Source organism: Enterobacter sp. CRENT-193, from assembly GCF_002787395.1.
In the GTDB taxonomy this organism is placed as follows: Bacteria; Pseudomonadota; Gammaproteobacteria; order Enterobacterales; family Enterobacteriaceae; genus Enterobacter; species Enterobacter hormaechei_C.
This window is the reverse complement of record NZ_CP024812.1, coordinates 3,023,388-3,041,447: the sequence shown is the minus strand read 5'-3', so window position 1 is coordinate 3,041,447 and position 18,060 is coordinate 3,023,388. Positions and strand designations below refer to the sequence as shown.

Below are 18,060 nucleotides of genomic sequence, written 5' to 3'. Positions count from 1 at the left end.
ATCAATACGCCCGGGATGCCCAGAACGCCGTCAGGCGTTCCCAGGTCAGTTCCTGCGTTGAATGAAGTTGTAATCCCGCATGGTTCAGGCCAGGCCCAATCCCGACCGACAGCATTCCTGCGTCGTTGATCGCATCTACCCCTGCGGCGGCATCTTCGATACCAATGGCCTCTTCAGGACGCACGTTCAGTCCTTTACAGGCCGCAAGGAAGATTTCCGGGTCCGGCTTTGAGCGGCTAATACGCGAAGCATCGGCGCAAAAATCGAAAGCCTGATGAATACCCAACGCGTGCAAAATCCCAGGAACATTAAGCGATACGGATGCCAGGCCAATTTTGACCTTCGCGGCGCGAATATCCGCCAGCACGTCGCGAATACCCGGCAGCAGCGAATCCTGCGTCAGTGATGCCAGCGACTGGACGTAAAGCGCGTTTTTTTTCGTCGCCAGCGCCAGGCGCTGCTCGTCACTGAACATCCCCTCTTTCCCGCCATGTATCAGAATGCGCTGGAGGGAGTCCATACGGCTTATTCCCTTCAGCTGTTCGTTAAATACTTCGTCGAAGGTGATACCAATCTCCTCCGCCACGGCGCGCCAGGCCAGAAAGTGAAGATGCGCGGTATCGGTGATCACCCCGTCCAGATCGAATACAACAGCGTTAAGCGTCATGGCGCCCCTCCGTGGTAGCGGTCCCATTAACAGGTACAAGAAAGTCCTTACGCTCACAGACCTTTCGCCCTGAAACATGCAGCGTTTTACCCCACAGCGTCAACGTGACAGGTGCGGTGGTTTCAATGGTTAACTGGTCATCTTCACAGGTAATGTGCATTGTTGCGCCCCGCCACCGCAGCGGGAAGGCGAGTTTCTGCCAGTGAGCAGGCAGCTTCGGCGCAAGATGCAGCTCCCCTTCGCTAATGTGCAGGCCAGCAAATCCCTGAATGGCGCCCAACCAGATCGCACCGGTGGCGGCGGCATGAATACCGTCATCACTGCTGTGCGGGTCGTCCCCCAGGTCGATGGCAATCCCATCGCGCCAGAAGGCATACGCCCCCTCGGTGTCACCGCAGCGTGCGAGCACAATGCCGTGAATGGCTTTACTCAGGGATGAATCATGGATCGTGCGTGGCTCGTAGAACGCCAGATTGGCGGCACATTGCTGCGGCGTAAACCGTTCCGGCAGCAGGTAGTTAAGCATCACCACGTCGGCCTGCTTCAGGATCTGCATCTCGTTCACTTCCGCGCGAGAGTAATCAAGCAGAATGGTTTGCTTACCCGCTTTGGCTTTATAGCGGCTCAGATCGATGGCAGGTTTTGCCATGAAGGTATCATCCTGCGGGATCACACCCTCTGCGTCGGCCTCTGGCAGCCACAGGCGCGCCAGGAACTTACCGGCATTCTCCGTAAAACGCGCATCTTCACGCCCAAATTTCGCCATAAACTGACGCGCGCAGGCCACGTTGTGCCAGGCCAGATAGTTGGTGTAAGCGTTGTTGTTGACATGCTCGGTGTATTCATCCGGTCCGATCACGTCATGGATCTCAAGACGACCATTAATTTCCGTCGCGCGTCCCATCCAGAACGAAGCGGTTTCCATCAGCAGCGTCAGACCCTCATTGCGCATAAAGGCATCGTCGTGTGTTGCCTGCCAGTAAGCGACAACGGCCCAGGCAATATCAGCCACGATGTGGTGTTCAGCGAGTGCGGAGGCGACCTTCTGGCGAACCCCGGTGCGGATGTTAATGGCTGCGAATTCTGGCGTCTCTTCCTCTCCGCTGGCGGCGCTTTCCCACGGGAACAACGCGCCCGGCCAACCGTTACGGCGTGCTTTTTCACGCGCGCCAGAAAGATTCAGCCAGCGATAGCGCAGCAGGCTGCGGGCAATCTGTGGACGGGTAAACAGATGGAACGGCAACAGGAAAATTTCGGTATCCCAGAAGACGTGCCCTTTGTACCCTTCCCCCGTCAGCCCTTTCGCGGCAATGCTGCTTCTTTCGCTATGGGCTGGCGTCATTGTCGTCAGGTGCCAGACGGCATAATCCAGCGCAAGCTGATCCTGCTGTTCTGCACAAGTCACTTCCACCCGAGCGTCACGCCATACCGCTTTCCAGGCGTACGCTGAGCTCTCAAGCAACGCATCGTAGCCTCTTGCCGCGCAGACTTTGAGATCGGCCAGCGCGTTGCGGGCGAAAGACTCCTGTGAGAGCGCTTTATCGCTGCGATGGGTCAGCCAGACGATCTTCTCAAGCGTGACAGTGTCACCTTGCAAGATAGTCAGAGAATGATGAACGCTGAGGCGACGATTTTTGGCGGTGAAGCAGCTGTCGCTCTGAGCGGAGAGCTGACAAAACGCCGAAACAACAACTTCAGACGCCCGGTCCTGCGTTTCATACACACCCTGCATGTAGTGCTGGTCAAAAACCCTGACCGAGATTTCATCCAGATGCTGCCTGCCGCTGTTCGTCTGTGTCGCATCTATGCCGGTTTTCAGCACGGCCTGAGCGGCGCCATCAAGCGGTGTAATCGAGAGCTGCATTGCTACTAAGGGCAACTGGTCCAGCGAAACAAAACGACGGCTCTCGAGGCGATAGCGTTTTCCGTCCGGCGAACGCCAGACAACGTTACGATGCAGTTCGCCGTTAGCAAAGGCCAGCTCGCGTTGCCACTCAAGAATTTCGCCTGAAAGGAGCGTGAAATTGACGCCGTCCAGCTCAACTTCAACCCCGGTGACATCCGGCAGATTGATCAGCTCTGTGGTTTCGTTGCGTCCCGCACGATGATACAGCCCCGCGAGATACATGCCTCTGGTCTGCTGGGTGTAATCTTCTTCATGCGTGGCGCGAATGCCCATGTAGCCATTGCCGCAGGCCATAATGGACGCGTACTTATTCAGGCTATGCGGGCAAAAGCCCGGATCGGTTAATACAGACTGGTTCAGCATAACGTCACGCTTTCCCCTGTTTCCGCGGCTTCATATAACGCCGCGACTAATTGCTGGATCACCAGCCCCTGCTCCGCATCGGCAATCATGACCGGCTCGCCCATTACGTGGCGAACAAACGCGTCCATACTGCGCAGATGTCGGCGACCGTCAGCCTCTTCCCGCTGGGTCAGCGTCTGTAAAACTCCGGCTTCGTCGTTATAAATGTGTGCCGGGAACAGCGTTGCACCCGCCTTCTCACCGCAGAAAGAGACGTTCATGATCGACTGCTCGCGGATATTAAGCGCAAAAGAGGTGTCCAGACGCAGAATGCCACCGTTGCAAAACTCAATCGTGCCAAACAGGGCATCCTCCACGGTAAACTGCGCAGGATCCCATTCGCCAAACTGGCCGGTGTGTTTACGGTTCCCCAGTCTCTGGAAGCTGTGCGCGGTTACCCGCTTCACGGGCGGGAAACCCAGCACATACATCGCGGCATCCAGCATGTGAATGCCGATATCGATCAGCGGCCCGCCGCCCTGGAGCGATTTATTGGTGAAAACGCCCCACCCCGGCACACCGCAACGACGCAGCGCCTGCGCGGAGGTGAAGTAAATTTCACCGAGCGTTCCGTTCATTACCGCATCGCGCAGGAGCTGGGTATCCAGCGCAAAGCGATGGTGAAAATCGTACGCGAGGACTTTTCCGGCCTTGCGCGCCGCGAGACGCATCTCATCCGCCTGGTGCGGCGTCATCGCCGGCGGCTTTTCACACATCACATGACAACCTGCTTCGAGAGCCGCCATCACATGTTCAAAATGGAACCGGTTAGGCGAACAGACGCTCACCAAATCCGGTTTTACTTCCTGCAACATCTCGTGAGCGTCCTGCCATGCCGATGGAATAGCATAACGTTCCGCGAACGCCTGTGCCTGCTCAAGGCGGCTGTCCATGACAGCCACCATTTGAACATCACTGCGCGTGGCGTAATACGAGGCATGCACTTTGTCTGCAACCTGCCCGGCGCCAATGATGGCGACGCGCAGAGGCAAAGGTGTAGAAGCACTCATCACGCTCGTCATCCTTAGCATTCACGCAAGTAAGTGAGAGAGTCCTTATAGGCCTGAGCCGGATCGTCGGCACGCACCCGGCACTCGTACACGACGTAACCCTGATAATTATCGGCACGCAGCTGATCGAACAGGCTGGCGAAATCGAGGCTGCCGCTGCCCGGCTGATAGCGGTGATTATCAGCAATGTGCACATGACCCAGCAGGTCGCGGTTCTGATGCAGCGCTTCCGTCAGGGAGTCTTCTTCAATATTCATGTGGTAGAAATCACCGATGATCTGCACGTGCTTCAGGCCGTTCTCTTCGATATAACGACGCGCGTCGGCCAGAGTGTTGATCATATGATCCTGATAGCGGTTCAGCGGCTCCAGGTAGACGGTAGTACCGGTGCGCGCTGCCACCTCATCCAGCCAGCGCAGGGAAGCGCTGACCGCTTTGCGATCGCCGTCCAGACTACGTGGCGAAGTCATTGGCGGCAGACGGAAGGTAAACATCCCCCAGGCAGCCGGAACGATAATCCCTTTTCCGCCCACTTCTGCCAGCGCTTCCAGAATGCGTTCAATCTGCTGTAGACCGTTCAGGCGGCGTTCTTCAATGAAATCCCCGATCCAGCCATCGTATCCGCCACAGGCCGTCGTGACCGGCAGGCCGGTGGCTTTGATAGCCGCTTTTACTTCGTCGAGGTTTTCCACCAGCAGTCGGCCATCAATTTCGTAGCCATCAAATCCCATCGCTTTGATGTATTCGAATTTTTCCATGATAGCGGTCGGGAAAAAGGCCTGGTTTTGTGTTGCGATTTTCATGATTGCTGTCCTTAGCTTAAAAAGTGACGCCCATTTTGATACTGAGTTCCGGGTGCTGATCGACATACTTCATATAGCTTTCCGGGCTGGTGGTGAAGGTGACGACCGGGTCGATCAGATCTTCGCAATTGAGATAACCGTTCATCAGCAATTCCCAGCAGGTCTCTTCAATACGCTTGCGGCTCCAGCGCGGATAATCCGGGTTGGGTTCACTGCATGCGCGGGAGAAGACAATTTTGGCGTTATTGAAGTGTGCTTCGCGACCAAGGTTGAAGCCTGCCGCAAACGGCTTGGCGAAAGCCACGTAGGAGATCGTTCCACCGTAGGCGAGACCGCGCAGCGCAGATTGCAGCGCATCTGCAAATCCGCTGGTTTCGATGATCACATCGGCGCCCTGCTTGCCGGTCAGTTTCTTAATTTCCAGACCGACATCGGTACCGATTGGGTTCAGGCAGTGGTCTGCACCGTGACGGCGGGCGATCTCACAGCGATGTTCGATAGGATCGACACCAATAACCACTGACGCGCCGGCTTTTTTCGCCAGCTGAATCGCAATCTGGCCAATCGCGCCCAGCCCCACAACCACGACGAAATCCCCTACGCGGACGTTAGCATCACGCACGCCGCTCATGGCGAACTGCGCCGGATCGTAGCAAACGGCGTTTTTCCAGGATGCGCCCTGCGGCATTTTGCGCAGCTTATAGTTGTTCACCGCGTTTACGATGACCGTTTCCTGCAACGGGCCGTAGCAGCAGACGCTGTCGCCGATCTGGTATTCCGTCACGTCCGCACCACATTCGATAATGTCGCCGACGATCATGTTCCCCAGCTGGAATTTACCAAATTCGATGCCGCGCGCTGCACCTTTTTCACGCGGGGTAAACATCTGCCACTCAGCGTTGAACTCTTCATCGATGAACGGGCTTGCCGCGCGGAAATCCACGACTTCGGTGCCGTGTTTCGGGGCACCATAACGGGCACGAATCTTCACCTCATGTGCTGCAACAGGACGATCTTCGTATTCCACCAGCGCCGCTACACGAGGCGCTGTCGCAACTAATTTTTTCATGACTGACTCCTTGTTAATATCGGCCGCCTCAGCCCTTCACGCCGCCGGCGGTCAAACCACTTTTAATGAAACGTTCAGACAGGGCATACATAATGACGACCGGAAGTGCCGTTACCAGCGATGCCGCCATCATGCGACCCCAGATGTAATCTGGCGTACTGAAGAGCGTGTTCAGCCCCACCGGCAACGTGAAGTTGCTGGCGCTGGACAGGAAAATGGAGGCGAACAGATAGTCATTCCACGCCACCATGAAGCAGTAGACAAAGACCGACACCAGACCCGAGATCGCCAGCGGCACGGTGATGCGGAAGATGATTTGCAGGCGGTTCAGGCCGTCCATCATCGCGGCTTCTTCGATTTCGTCCGGGATGGTGTCGAAATAGCTGCGCAGCATAAAGACCGCGGTAGGCAACGTCTGCGTCACCATGGTGATGATCAGCGCCAGTTCGGTGTCATAAATGCCGAGCGCGGTGATGATTTTGAACAGCGGCACCACCAGCAGGATCCCGGAGAACATATAGACGGTGTAGAAGCTCGCATTGATCGTCGTACGCCCTTTAAAGCGCAGTTTGGATAACGCATATGCGCCCAGCGTGCCGAGAAACACCGCAATGACCGAGGAGGTCAGCGACACCACCATGCTGTTACGGAAGTAATCCACAAACGGGAAAATCAGCGGGTTAAAGATGTCGATGTAGTGCTGTAGCGTCCACTCCTGCGGCAGAATGGTCGGGTGCAGCGAGATCGCCTCTTTCGCGCTTTTGAATGACGTCATCAACATTACAAAAAACGGAAACAGCGTGATAATCAGGAATACCGCCAGTCCCAGATAAAAACCGATACGGCCCAGAACGCGTTTATTTGTTGCCATTGAGGTTTACCCTTTTTCTGGTCAGCAGAATGACCGCGAAGATGATCACAAACAGCACAACGGAAATGGCGGCTGCTTTACCCAGGTCATTGAACGCAAAGGCGGTTTTGTAGAGATATACGCCCAGAATGTCGACCTTGGTGGTGAGCAGATACACATCCGCAAACATGTAGAACATCCAGATGGTTCGCAGCGTGACCACCGTGGCCAGCACCGGCATGATGGCGGGCAACGTCACGATACGAAAACGCTGCCAGGCATTCGCCCCGTCCATCTCTGCCGCTTCGTACAATGATTTATCAATGGTCTGCAAAATTGCGAGGAACGAGATAAAGGCGTACGGGAAGTAACGCCAGATGGCGAACAGCACAACCAGGACAAAACTGCTGCCAGGATTATCGAACCACAGCGGCGCCTGATCGTAGAGATGCAGCAGATCAACGCCCAGGTAGTTCACAATCCCGTAGCCGTTGTTGAACATGTATTTCCAGGCAAATACCAGTGAAATAGACGGCGTCACGTAGGACAGAATCACCAGTGAACGTGCCGTTTTCCGCATGCGGAATTCACGGTTAAAGAAGATCGCTACGGCCAGTCCCAACCCGGTGCTGCCGAGCACGACCAGGGCCGTATACCAGAACGTCATCCACAGGGAGTGCCAGAACGCAGCATCGCCCAGAATGCGAATGTAGTTATCCAGGCCGACGAACACCGCATCAATACGCGGGTTCAGCGGTAAACGTAAAAAACTGATTTCAATGTTGGAAATCATTGGCCAGGCCACCAGGCCCCCCAGCAAAATCAGGCTGGGGGCCAACAGCAGCATGGCGAAAGGCATATCTGAACGACCAGAAAACAACGTCTTCATAATTCCCTTCGCAAAGCGCTCCTATCGTTGTGAGATCAGGTCAGTCAGTTTCTTCTGGCTGTTGCTTAACGTCGCATTGAGATCTTTTTGTCCCACCGTTACGTTATGCACCATGGAACTGATAATGCCGGACCCGGTAACATCTCCCATGCGGGTAAAGTTTTTGTCGCCTACGGCGCCAAATACCTGGACGTTCGGGAACTGCGCAATCAGCTCGTAAGGCAGTTGACCAAAGGCTTTGATCACGTCGTTGTTTTTCCAGCTCTCAGTGCCCACCACGAGTTTGTTCACCGGCAGCGCCGCACCAGGGGACATCATCACCCAGTCAGACGCGTTTTGAGCCTGCTCCATCCAGGTCACAAATTTTTCTGCCGCCTGCGTTTCCTCTTCGGTCTGGCCGGTCGTGATAGTCAACGAGGTGATCATGCCGTACACGGCTGATGATTTTTCCGTCGGGACCACGAACCCCAGGTTGGCCGGATTGCCATCTTTGTAGACCGCGGGCAGGATATAGGTGGAATAAACGGCCATCGGCGCAGAGCCGTTCATGAAGGCGTCTTTGATCTCCATAACATCATTCGAGCCCGGCATGGTGTTCGCGGCCAGTGCCCGATAAAACGCCAGCGCTTTCGACATTTCAGGGGTATCGATTTTCACGTTGCCGTTTGCATCAAAGACGTTGGCTCCGCCTGACAACGCAAACTGCGAGAAAGCCTGCTCGGTCATAACGCTTTCTGCGGTTGGCAGCGCGATACCGTAATGTTTTTTCGCCGGATCGTTGAGCGACTGACTGGCCTTCAGCAGTTGCTCCCAGTTGTGCGGTTCTTCGATTCCTGCTGCCGCGAGCGCATCTTTGTGATACCAGACGCCGGACAGCCAGGCGCTAACCGGCACCCCCGTCCATGCCTTGCCGTCTTCAGTGCGAACAACGCGTAAAATGCCGTCATAAAAGGTATCTTCACCGACGGCTTTAATCGCGTTGCCGATCGCGTCACGGTCCAGCAGTTGCTCTTTATCCATGACTTTGGCGTAGTCATGGCTGACTTCAATCACTTCCGGCAGCGCGCCGGTACGGGCCAACGTAATGACCTTGGTGTTATAGGCATCTTCCTCAACGGGTACCTGTTTCACCGTAATAGTCGGGTTCTCTTTCTCGAATTTTTCGATCAGTTTCGTAATAACTGCCTGACGCTCCTGTTCTACCGACGAGTGCATAAACTCAATTGTGACCTGAGATGCTTTATCGTCCTTACAGCCTGATAACAGGGCGCACGAAACCAGTGCTGATAACAGCACAATTTTGGGCATTTTCATTTTAGGGTCCTTTTTAGTTTTCTTTAATCCACATTACCTGCCATGGATTGAGGTTCAGTTCCGTACCGCTAATATCGTGTCCTGATAGTAATTCCCTACCAAAGAGCGTTTGTCCATAAATGGTCTGCATTTTATTGCTAAAATTAAATAATGCTGTCATTCGCTCGCCATTTTCAGCAACACGAACAATTTTAAGAATATGTTCGCCGATTGCGTCAAAAATAGCCTGGCTATCCGGATGGAACGCACTCTCGCCGCGACGAATAGCAATAAGCTCACTCAAACGAGAATAAATTTGATAACGAATACTCTTCTTATTATTGAGTTCCAGATCAACCTGACCTGCGGTGTATTTCTTCCTGTTTATTGCGCGGTTATATCCAAGACGTTCGACACCTTCATAATCGTTACGCGAACCGAGAATGCTTTGAATATATACAGCCGGTACGCCAGGAAAACTTAACAACACAGCATGCGCCAGGATGAACCGCGCAATGCGCTCATCATCTGAGCTGTCTCGCAAACTCAACGCATCAAGATAGGTGACATTAATTTCATAGGGGCTTCGCGTACCGTCAGGATTATTTTTCCAGTTGACCAGCGCGCCTTCCTGCTGAAGCTTTTCAACCAGCGAGAGGATCTCTGATTCCGGAAGGATGCCGCGTAACGGGTTCAAACCGATACCATCATGCGAGGCCAGGAAATTAAACCAGGTGGTATGAGTTGTAGGCAGCGCCAGTGACCCCGCCCACTGGCATAGGGCTTTAACATCCTGACGATGAACAGCATGCAGCACCAGCGGAGGTAAGGAAAACTGATAGACCATCTGGGCTTCATTTTCACCATCACCGAAGTAAGAGACATTGTCTTTGTGGGGAACATTTGTCTCAGTGATGATCACCGTTCCAGGCGCCACAGCGTCCGTAATGGCGCGGAACAGCTGGATAAGGCAATGGGTTTGTTCCAGATGGATACAGGTGGTTCCCGGGATCTTCCACATAAACCCGACCGCATCCAGACGGATATAACGCGCCCCTTCCATGAGGTAATGGAGCAGAACGTCAACCATGGCAATCAGCACCTGCGGCGAGGCGAAATTGAGATCGATCTGGTCATCGCTGAATGTGGTCCACAGATGACGAACGCTGCCATCATGAAGCGTGAACGGCGTCAGCAGCGGTAATGCGCGTGGACGCGTCACCGCGGATAAATCGGTTTCGGGGTCGACAGAAATAAAGAAATCTTCGTAGCCCGGCTTCTGCGTAAGATAATTAGCAAACCATTCGCTTTTCGCTGACATATGATTGCAAACGAAGTCAAACATTAAGCTGGCTGAATGTTTTAATTCCGCGACATCTCGCCAGGTTCCTGTTTCAGGAGCAACCTCGTGATAATCAATAACGGAAAATCCATCATCCGAAGACCACGGATAAAAAGGTAACAGATGGACATGGGAAAACGTACGAGAAAGCCATTCATTATAGAACCGGGTAAATACCGGCAACGCTTGCTCCCCTTTTGTGGAGAACTGATCGGCATAGGTAATCAGCACAACGTCTTTTTCATCCCAGCCTGACTTACGCTTTTCCGTAATATTAGTCGCCGCTTTTTCAAGCTTAGTTAATAACACGTTAAGGTGTGCATCTGAAAATGATTCACCGTAGATATGATTGATGAGTTTTTTAATTTTTGTGTTCACATTATTTTCCATGGTAGCGGTCCCACGGAGTGGCAATCTACTCCCATGAAAAATAACTGTCAACGGACCCGGGGGCAGAAAGCAGCATTCTCAGCGCAGCGCAACGCATTATTGTGAGCTGCCGCAAAGAAAGCAGAAAAGCAGAAGAAACGCAGAAAGGAAAGTCATGCCCCTTCTCTGGGGGAGAAAGGGCTTATGCGGGAGGATCTAGCGTGACAAGTAGCGCCGGGAAACGCGTTTTGCCAGTTTCTGTAACAGCGGCTCCAGAGCGACCGCCAGCATCATTCTGACCGGCTTGCGGGCAACAGACTTGATCGCCCAACCCGCCACACCGGCCGGGCCATAACGTAACGCCGTCATCAGAACCAGTTTACCTGCGATTTTCAGGCCGGGTTTTACCTTCTGACCGGCCTGTTGCCAGTTTTGTTTCATGTAAGTTCTCTCTTAAAGCTGACGAAAACGACTTCTCAGCGTAAAGGTATCGGAGGTGACATAACGTTCCATCTCGCGCAATCGCTTCTCCCCTGCGCTCAGCTGTTCATCCACCGCGTTCAGGAGATCGCTGCTGGTTGGCGTGTTCTCAGCATTCAGCTCACCTTCCGGCATAGGATCGAGTACAAACGACAGAATGATGTATGCCACCAGTGTAATAAAGGCCAGACCGAAGAAAATCGACAATACGGTGACCACACGCACCAGTTTTACCGGGACATCCAGATAGTGCGCCAGCCCGGCGCAAACGCCCCGAACCATGCCCTGCTGTGGGATCCGCCACAGTTTTTTATTCAGATTCAGTCCAGCCATTACCGTTCCCTCCAGTTTGGGTGTTCCGCGTCCAGGATGGCTTCCAGCGCCTGAATACGTTCGCGCATTTTATTTGCCTCGGCAGAGAGCTGCGCCAGCCGCTGTTGTTCACTCTGCGACAGCTCACCGCGTGAAGAGCGGTTGCTGTAGTGCAGCCATAACCATATGGGCAGAACAAACAGCACGAAAATGGTCAGGGGTATAGCCAGAAAAAGCGCGCTCATGTGTACTCCTTGTCTAACGATGCGGCACGCTCAGGTGCCGCAGGAATTATTATTGGTTGTCTTGTTTCATTTTGGCTTTCAGCGCAGCCAGTTGCTCGCTAATTTCATCATCGGCCTTCAGGTCAGCAAACTGCTGATCCAGGGTTTTCTGCTTACCGATGCTGTGGCTTTCGGCTTCCGCTTCCATGTGGTCGATACGACGTTCAAACGATTCGAAACGCGCCATTGCTTCATCCAGTTTGCCGCTGTCCAGCTGGCGACGCACGTCGCGGGACGAGCTTGCAGCCTGGTGGCGCAGCGCCAGCGCCTGTTGACGTGCACGGGTTTCGCTGAGTTTGTTTTCAAGCTCACCAATCTCTTTCTTCATACGCGTCAGAGTATCATCCACCAGCGTCACTTCATGTTCCAGCGTGGCAACCATGTCGGTCAGCTTCTGCTTCTCAATCAGCGCAGCGCGGGCCAGATCTTCTTTATCTTTACGCAGCGCCAGTTCCGCTTTTTCCTGCCACTCGTTAAGCTGGGCAGTCGCCTGCTCGATACGACGTGTTAACTGCTTTTTCTCTGCCAGCGCGCGGGCGGAGGTGGAGCGTACTTCAACCAGCGTGTCTTCCATCTCCTGAATCATCAGGCGCACCAGCTTCTGCGGATCTTCCGCTTTCTCCAGCAGCGAGTTGATGTTGGCGTTCACGATGTCGGCAAAACGAGAAAAAATACCCATAATTCAATCCTCATAGTTCTGTTATCGGGCGATGCCCTGCTGAACAGATAATACAAATCCCATGCCAACTTTTTATCTTATTGATTTTACTCAATGTGATTGATATTTATCCATCCAGCGGCTATTCTCACCTGGTGAATATCACTAAGGAGTGGTTAATTTCATCATGGCTGAATATAAAGATAATTTGCTTGGCGAAGCCAACAGCTTCCTGGAAGTGCTTGAACAGGTTTCGCGCCTCGCGCCGCTGAATAAACCGGTGCTGATTATCGGTGAGCGCGGAACGGGTAAAGAACTTATCGCTAACCGCCTGCACTTTCTGTCTGGCCGCTGGGACGGCCCTTTTATTTCCCTTAACTGCGCGGCGTTGAATGAAAATCTGCTCGACACCGAGCTGTTTGGTCATGAAGCTGGCGCCTTTACCGGCGCACAAAAACGCCATCCCGGACGCTTTGAGCGCGCCGATGGCGGAACGCTCTTTCTCGACGAGCTGGCGACCGCGCCGATGCTGGTGCAGGAAAAGCTGCTGCGCGTCATTGAGTATGGCGAACTGGAACGCGTTGGCGGCAGTCAGCCGCTCCAGGTTAACGTTCGCCTAGTGTGCGCTACTAACGCCGACCTGCCCGCGATGGTGGCAGAAGACAAATTCCGCGCCGACCTGCTGGACAGGCTGGCTTTCGATGTCGTTCAGCTGCCGCCGCTGCGGGAGCGGCGCAGCGATATCATGCTGCTAGCCGATCAATTTGCCATTCAGATGTGCCGGGAACTGGGTCTGCCGCTCTTTCCGGGCTTCAGCGAACGGGCCACCGGGACCCTGCTCGGTTACCACTGGCCGGGCAATATTCGTGAACTGAAAAACGTGGTGGAACGGTCCGTTTACCGGCATGGCAGCAGCGAGACCGAACTGGACAACATTATTCTCGATCCGTTTCGTCGCGAGGATAAACAGCCCCCGGCTCCGGCGACGCGCCAGCAGGATCCGGCGTTGCCGCTCGATTTACGCCAGTTCCAGCATCAGCAGGAAAAAAACTTGCTCGAGCAGAGCCTGAAAGAGGCGAAATATAATCAGAAACGGGCGGCTGAACTGCTGGGCCTGACCTACCATCAGTTAAGGGCATTGCTCAAAAAACATCAAATGCGCTGACATTATCAGCACTTACCCCCAGACATTTTTACGAAGCAGGCGTAAGTGCGATACACTTTGCAGATCGAATCTAAAAACCTTAAAAACTATGCGCCTGGTTTTATCGTCCCTGTTTGCACTCGGTCTGTTCAGCAATCTGGCCTTTGCTGCGCCCGATCGCGCTGTGCCCCCTGATATCCGAGAGAGTGGTTTCGTCTATTGCGTCAGCGGGCAAGTTGATACCTTTAACCCACAAAAAGCGGGGAGCGGCCTGATTGTTGATACGCTGGCCGCACAGCTCTACGATCGCCTGCTCGACGTCGATCCTTATACCTATCGGCTGGTTCCGGAGCTTGCTGAAAGTTGGGAAGTGCTTGATAACGGCGCCACATACCGCTTTCGTCTACGCGATGATGTCGCCTTTCAGCACACTCCGTGGTTTACGCCAACCCGTAAACTCAACGCGGATGACGTGGTTTTCACCTTCCAGCGCATATTCAACCGCAATCATCCGTGGCATAACGTTAATGGCGGGAACTTCCCCTATTTCGACAGTCTGCAATTCGCGGACTCGGTCAAAAGCGTTCGCAAACTGGATAACCGCACGGTTGAGTTTCGCCTGACGCGCCCGGATGCCTCCTTCCTCTGGCATCTGGCGACGCACTACGCCTCGGTCATGTCAGCCGAATACGCGGATCAGCTGACGAAAAAGGATCGTCAGGAACGTCTCGATCGTGAGCCTGTGGGCACAGGTCCGTTCCAGTTAGCAGAGTACCGCGCCGGACAATACATTCGCCTGCAACGCCACGATCGTTTCTGGCGCGGCAAACCGCTGATGCCGCAGGTAATTGTCGATCTGGGTTCAGGTGGAACAGGCCGACTCTCCAAACTGCTGACCGGCGAGTGCGACGTGCTTGCCTGGCCTGCGGCCAGCCAGTTGACCATTTTGCGCGACGACCCACGCCTGCGCCTGACCCTGCGCCCGGGAATGAACATCGCTTATCTGGCGTTTAACACCGATAAGCCGCCGCTGAATAATCCGGCCGTGCGCCATGCGCTGGCGTTAGCGATCAACAATCAGCGTCTGATGCAGTCGATTTACTACGGGACCGCGGAAACCGCCGCCTCTATTCTTCCGCGCGCCTCCTGGGCCTATGACGGCGAGGCGAAGATTACCGAATATAATCCGGCGAAAGCGCGCGAACAGCTTAAAGCGCTGGGGGCAGAAAACCTGACGCTACAGCTGTGGGTGCCCACCAGCTCTCAGGCGTGGAACCCCAGTCCGCTTAAAACGGCTGAGCTGTTGCAGGCTGATATGGCGCAGGTGGGCGTTAAGGTGATCATCGTGCCTGTCGAAGGCCGTTTCCAGGAGGCGCGTCTGATGGACATGAATCACGACTTAACGCTGGCTGGCTGGTCCACCGACAGTAACGACCCGGACAGCTTCTTCCGTCCTCTGCTGAGCTGTGCGGCAATCAACTCCCAGACCAACTACGCCCACTGGTGTAACCGGGAATTTGATGCCGTGCTGCAAAAAGCGTTGGCGTCTCAACAGCTTGCCTCACGCATTGAGGCCTATGATGAAGCGCAAAATATTCTGGCCAGAGAACTTCCCGTGTTGCCGCTTGCCTCTTCCCTGCGCCTCCAGGCCTACCGTTACGATATTAAAGGGCTGGTACTCAGCCCGTTTGGTAACGCCTCCTTCGCGGGCGTCACCCGTGAGAAAGAACAAGAGGTGAAGAAACCATGATTATATTTACCTTGCGTCGGCTGCTGTTACTGCTGGTCACCCTGTTCTTCCTGACCTTTGTCGGCTTTAGCCTGAGCTACTTTACGCCGCACGCCCCGCTTCAGGGCTCATCCCTCTGGGACGCCTGGCTGTTCTGGTTTAATGGCCTGCTACACTGGGATTTTGGCGTGTCCAGCATTAACGGACAGCTCATCTCCGAGCAGCTGAAAGTGGTTTTCCCGGCCACCATGGAGCTGTGTGTACTCGCCTTTGGCTTTGCCCTCATGGTGGGGATCCCGGTGGGGATGCTGGCGGGCATTTATCGTAATAAGTGGCAGGATAAATTCATCAGCGCGCTTGCCTTAATTGGCTTTTCCATCCCTGTTTTCTGGCTGGCGCTACTGCTTACCCTCTTCTTCTCACTGACGTTAGGCTGGCTGCCGGTATCTGGCCGTTTTGATCTGCTGTATAACGTGCAAACGGTGAGCGGCTTCGCCATCGTTGACGCCTGGCTTTCTGATTCAGTCTGGCGCGACGAAATGATCGTGAGCGCGCTGCGCCACATGGTGCTGCCGGTGCTCACGCTGGCCGTCGCGCCGACGACCGAAGTAATTCGCCTGATGCGTATCAGCACTATCGACGTCTTCGATCAAAACTATGTGAAGGCCGCCGCCACGCGCGGACTGTCTCGCCTGACGATTCTCCGTCGCCATGTGCTGCACAATGCGTTGCCACCCGTAATCCCACGTCTTGGGCTGCAATTTTCAACCATGCTGACGCTGGCGATGATCACCGAGATGGTTTTCAGCTGGCCGGGCCTTGGACGCTGGATGATCAACGCCATTCGCCAGCAGGATTACGCGGCGATCTCTGCCGGCGTGATGGTGATTGGCTCCCTGGTCATTATTGTTAACGTTGTTTCCGATATTTTGGGTGCCATGGCCAACCCATTGAAGCATAAGGAATGGTATGCCTTACGATAACGTCTACAGCGAAAAGCGCACGCCCGGTGCGCTACGTACCGTGTGGCGTAATTTTTACGGCGACACCACGGCGATGATCGGCTTTTACGGCTGCATTGGCCTCGTGTTGCTGTGCGTTTTGGGTTCGTGGTTTGCACCGTATGGCATCGATCAGCAGTTCCTTGGTTATCAGCTTTTACCGCCGTCGTGGTCGCGTTACGGGGAGGTTTCGTTCTTCCTGGGGACTGACGATCTCGGACGTGACGTGCTAAGTCGTTTACTGAGCGGCGCCGCACCTACGGTAGGCGGCGCGTTCGTGGTCACCCTGGCTGCCGCGATCTGCGGCCTGGCGCTGGGCATTTTTGCCGGCTCAACCCACGGGCTGCGGTCGGCCGTGCTTAACCATATTCTTGATACCCTGCTCTCTATTCCTTCACTGCTGCTGGCGATTATCGTCGTGGCCTTCGCGGGGCCGCACCTCACCCATGCGATGTTCGCCGTCTGGCTGGCCATTCTGCCGCGCATGGTGCGTTCGGTTTACAGCCTGGTTCACGACGAGCTGGAAAAAGAGTATGTCGTCGCCGCCCGTCTGGATGGCGCCACCACGTTTAATATTTTGTGGTTTGCCGTGCTGCCTAACATTGCCGCCGGGCTGGTGACGGAGATCACCCGCGCCCTGTCGATGGCGATTCTGGATATCGCAGCGCTGGGCTTCCTGGACCTTGGCGCGCAGCTTCCCTCCCCGGAATGGGGCGCCATGCTCGGCGATGCGCTGGAGCTGATTTACGTTGCGCCGTGGACGGTCATGCTGCCGGGCGCGGCCATCATGGTGAGCGTGCTGCTCGTTAACCTGCTGGGCGACGGGATCCGCCGCGCAATCAATGCGGGGGTGCAATAATGCCGTTACTCGATATCCGCAACCTCACGATAGAAATTAAAACGGGCGAAGGCTGGGTCAAGGCCGTGGATCGCATCAGCATTACGCTCGCAGAGGGCGAAATCCGCGGGCTGGTGGGCGAATCGGGTTCGGGGAAAAGTCTGATCGCCAAGGCCATTTGCGGCGTGGCGAAAGACAACTGGCGGGTGACCGCCGATCGTATGCGCTTCGACGACATCGATCTGTTGCGTCTCTCCCCGCGCGAACGCCGCAAACTGGTGGGCCATAACGTCTCGATGATTTTCCAGGAGCCGCAATCCTGTCTCGATCCGTCCGAGCGCGTCGGGAAACAGCTGATGCAGAACATCCCCGGCTGGACCTATAAAGGCCGCTGGTGGCAGCGTTTCGGCTGGCGTAAACGTCGTGCCATTGAGCTGTTGCACCGTGTCGGGATCAAAGACCATAAAGACGCGATGCGCAGTTTCCCCTACGAACTGACCGACGGTGAATGCCAGAAAGTGATGATTGCCATCGCCCTGGCGAATCAGCCGCGTCTGCTGATTGCGGACGAACCAACGAACGCGATGGAGCCAACCACCCAGGCCCAGATTTTCCGCCTGCTCACGCGTCTGAACCAGAATAACAACACCACCATTTTGCTGATCAGCCACGACCTGCAAATGCTAAGCAAGTGGGCGGATAAAATTGATGTAATGTATTGCGGCCAGACGGTAGAAACCGCGCCAAGTGAAGACCTGGTGACGACGCCACATCATCCCTACACGCAGGCGCTGATCAGGGCGATCCCGGACTTTGGCAGCGCGATGCCGCACAAAAGTCGTCTGAATACGCTGCCTGGCGCGATACCGCTGCTGGAATCGCTGCCCATTGGCTGCCGTCTGGGACCACGTTGCCCGTATGCTCAGCGTAAATGCATTGAAACACCGCGCCTGACAGGGCCGAAAAACCATCTGTTTGCCTGTCATTTCCCGCTGAACATGGAGAGAGAGTGAA

At 54.8% G+C, this 18,060-nt stretch carries 18 protein-coding genes; 5 read left to right on the top strand and 13 right to left on the bottom strand.

What is annotated here, in order from left to right:
- Position 1: 1 nt before the first annotated feature.
- The 13 genes from pgmB to pspA form a co-directional block, all read right to left on the bottom strand.
- Complete coding sequence (gene pgmB, locus CU081_RS15205; RefSeq protein WP_039268918.1) at positions 2-667, bottom strand: beta-phosphoglucomutase; 666 nt, start codon at positions 665-667, stop codon at positions 2-4.
- A complete protein-coding gene (locus tag CU081_RS15200; RefSeq protein ID WP_003856872.1) occupies positions 657-2,936 on the bottom strand; it encodes a glycoside hydrolase family 65 protein in 2,280 nt (759 codons plus the stop codon). Before CU081_RS15200 ends, pgmB begins: the two co-directional genes overlap by 11 nt.
- Positions 2,930-3,988, bottom strand: a complete 1,059-nt coding sequence (locus CU081_RS15195; protein ID WP_086527957.1) for a Gfo/Idh/MocA family protein — start codon at positions 3,986-3,988, stop codon at positions 2,930-2,932. Before CU081_RS15195 ends, CU081_RS15200 begins: the two co-directional genes overlap by 7 nt.
- A gap of 11 nt (positions 3,989-3,999) precedes the next feature.
- On the bottom strand, positions 4,000-4,788 hold the full coding sequence (locus tag CU081_RS15190) for a sugar phosphate isomerase/epimerase family protein (protein WP_003856868.1): 789 nt from the start codon (positions 4,786-4,788) through the stop codon (positions 4,000-4,002).
- A 16-nt stretch (positions 4,789-4,804) separates the two neighbouring features.
- A complete protein-coding gene (locus tag CU081_RS15185) occupies positions 4,805-5,857 on the bottom strand; it encodes a zinc-dependent alcohol dehydrogenase (protein WP_003856866.1) in 1,053 nt (350 codons plus the stop codon).
- Positions 5,858-5,885: 28 nt separating this feature from the next.
- On the bottom strand, positions 5,886-6,728 hold the full coding sequence (locus CU081_RS15180; protein WP_003856865.1) for a carbohydrate ABC transporter permease: 843 nt from the start codon (positions 6,726-6,728) through the stop codon (positions 5,886-5,888).
- Positions 6,715-7,596 carry a carbohydrate ABC transporter permease gene (locus tag CU081_RS15175; RefSeq protein WP_003856862.1) on the bottom strand — a complete coding sequence of 294 codons (882 nt, stop codon included), beginning with the start codon at positions 7,594-7,596 and terminating at the stop codon, positions 6,715-6,717. The genes CU081_RS15180 and CU081_RS15175 overlap by 14 nt, the downstream gene beginning before the upstream one ends.
- Before the next feature lie 21 nt (positions 7,597-7,617).
- A complete protein-coding gene (locus CU081_RS15170; protein ID WP_003856860.1) occupies positions 7,618-8,910 on the bottom strand; it encodes an ABC transporter substrate-binding protein in 1,293 nt (430 codons plus the stop codon).
- Between the two features lie 13 nt (positions 8,911-8,923).
- Entirely contained in the window at positions 8,924-10,621 is a 1,698-nt protein-coding gene (locus tag CU081_RS15165; RefSeq protein ID WP_039268919.1) for a sugar phosphorylase, read from the bottom strand.
- Positions 10,622-10,816: 195 nt separating this feature from the next.
- Positions 10,817-11,041: a phage shock protein PspD gene (gene pspD / locus CU081_RS15160; RefSeq protein ID WP_003856857.1), complete on the bottom strand. Its 225-nt coding sequence runs from the start codon at positions 11,039-11,041 to the stop codon at positions 10,817-10,819.
- A gap of 12 nt (positions 11,042-11,053) precedes the next feature.
- Positions 11,054-11,413 (bottom strand): envelope stress response membrane protein PspC, encoded by a 360-nt coding sequence (gene pspC, locus CU081_RS15155; RefSeq protein ID WP_003856855.1) that lies wholly within the window; start codon positions 11,411-11,413, stop codon positions 11,054-11,056.
- The gene (gene pspB / locus CU081_RS15150) at positions 11,413-11,637 is read right to left on the bottom strand and encodes an envelope stress response membrane protein PspB (protein ID WP_003856853.1); all 225 of its coding nucleotides are present in this window, start codon (positions 11,635-11,637) and stop codon (positions 11,413-11,415) included. The genes pspC and pspB overlap by 1 nt, the downstream gene beginning before the upstream one ends.
- Positions 11,638-11,686: 49 nt before the next feature.
- On the bottom strand, positions 11,687-12,355 hold the full coding sequence (gene pspA, locus CU081_RS15145) for a phage shock protein PspA (RefSeq protein ID WP_022651342.1): 669 nt from the start codon (positions 12,353-12,355) through the stop codon (positions 11,687-11,689).
- 151 nt (positions 12,356-12,506) lie between these two features.
- Here pspA and pspF point away from each other — a divergent pair, with 151 nt between their 5' ends.
- The 5 genes from pspF (at position 12,507) to sapD (ending at position 18,059) form a co-directional block, all read left to right on the top strand.
- Positions 12,507-13,499 carry a phage shock protein operon transcriptional activator gene (gene pspF / locus CU081_RS15140; RefSeq protein ID WP_160858845.1) on the top strand — a complete coding sequence of 331 codons (993 nt, stop codon included), beginning with the start codon at positions 12,507-12,509 and terminating at the stop codon, positions 13,497-13,499.
- An 88-nt stretch (positions 13,500-13,587) separates the two neighbouring features.
- Entirely contained in the window at positions 13,588-15,228 is a 1,641-nt protein-coding gene (sapA, locus tag CU081_RS15135) for an ABC transporter substrate-binding protein SapA (protein WP_003856847.1), read from the top strand.
- Positions 15,225-16,190 (top strand): putrescine export ABC transporter permease SapB, encoded by a 966-nt coding sequence (gene sapB / locus CU081_RS15130; protein ID WP_003856845.1) that lies wholly within the window; start codon positions 15,225-15,227, stop codon positions 16,188-16,190. The genes sapA and sapB overlap by 4 nt, the downstream gene beginning before the upstream one ends.
- On the top strand, positions 16,177-17,067 hold the full coding sequence (sapC, locus tag CU081_RS15125) for a putrescine export ABC transporter permease SapC (protein ID WP_003856843.1): 891 nt from the start codon (positions 16,177-16,179) through the stop codon (positions 17,065-17,067). The genes sapB and sapC overlap by 14 nt, the downstream gene beginning before the upstream one ends.
- Complete coding sequence (sapD, locus tag CU081_RS15120; protein ID WP_003856840.1) at positions 17,067-18,059, top strand: putrescine export ABC transporter ATP-binding protein SapD; 993 nt, start codon at positions 17,067-17,069, stop codon at positions 18,057-18,059. Before sapC ends, sapD begins: the two co-directional genes overlap by 1 nt.
- Position 18,060: the final 1 nt, after the last annotated feature.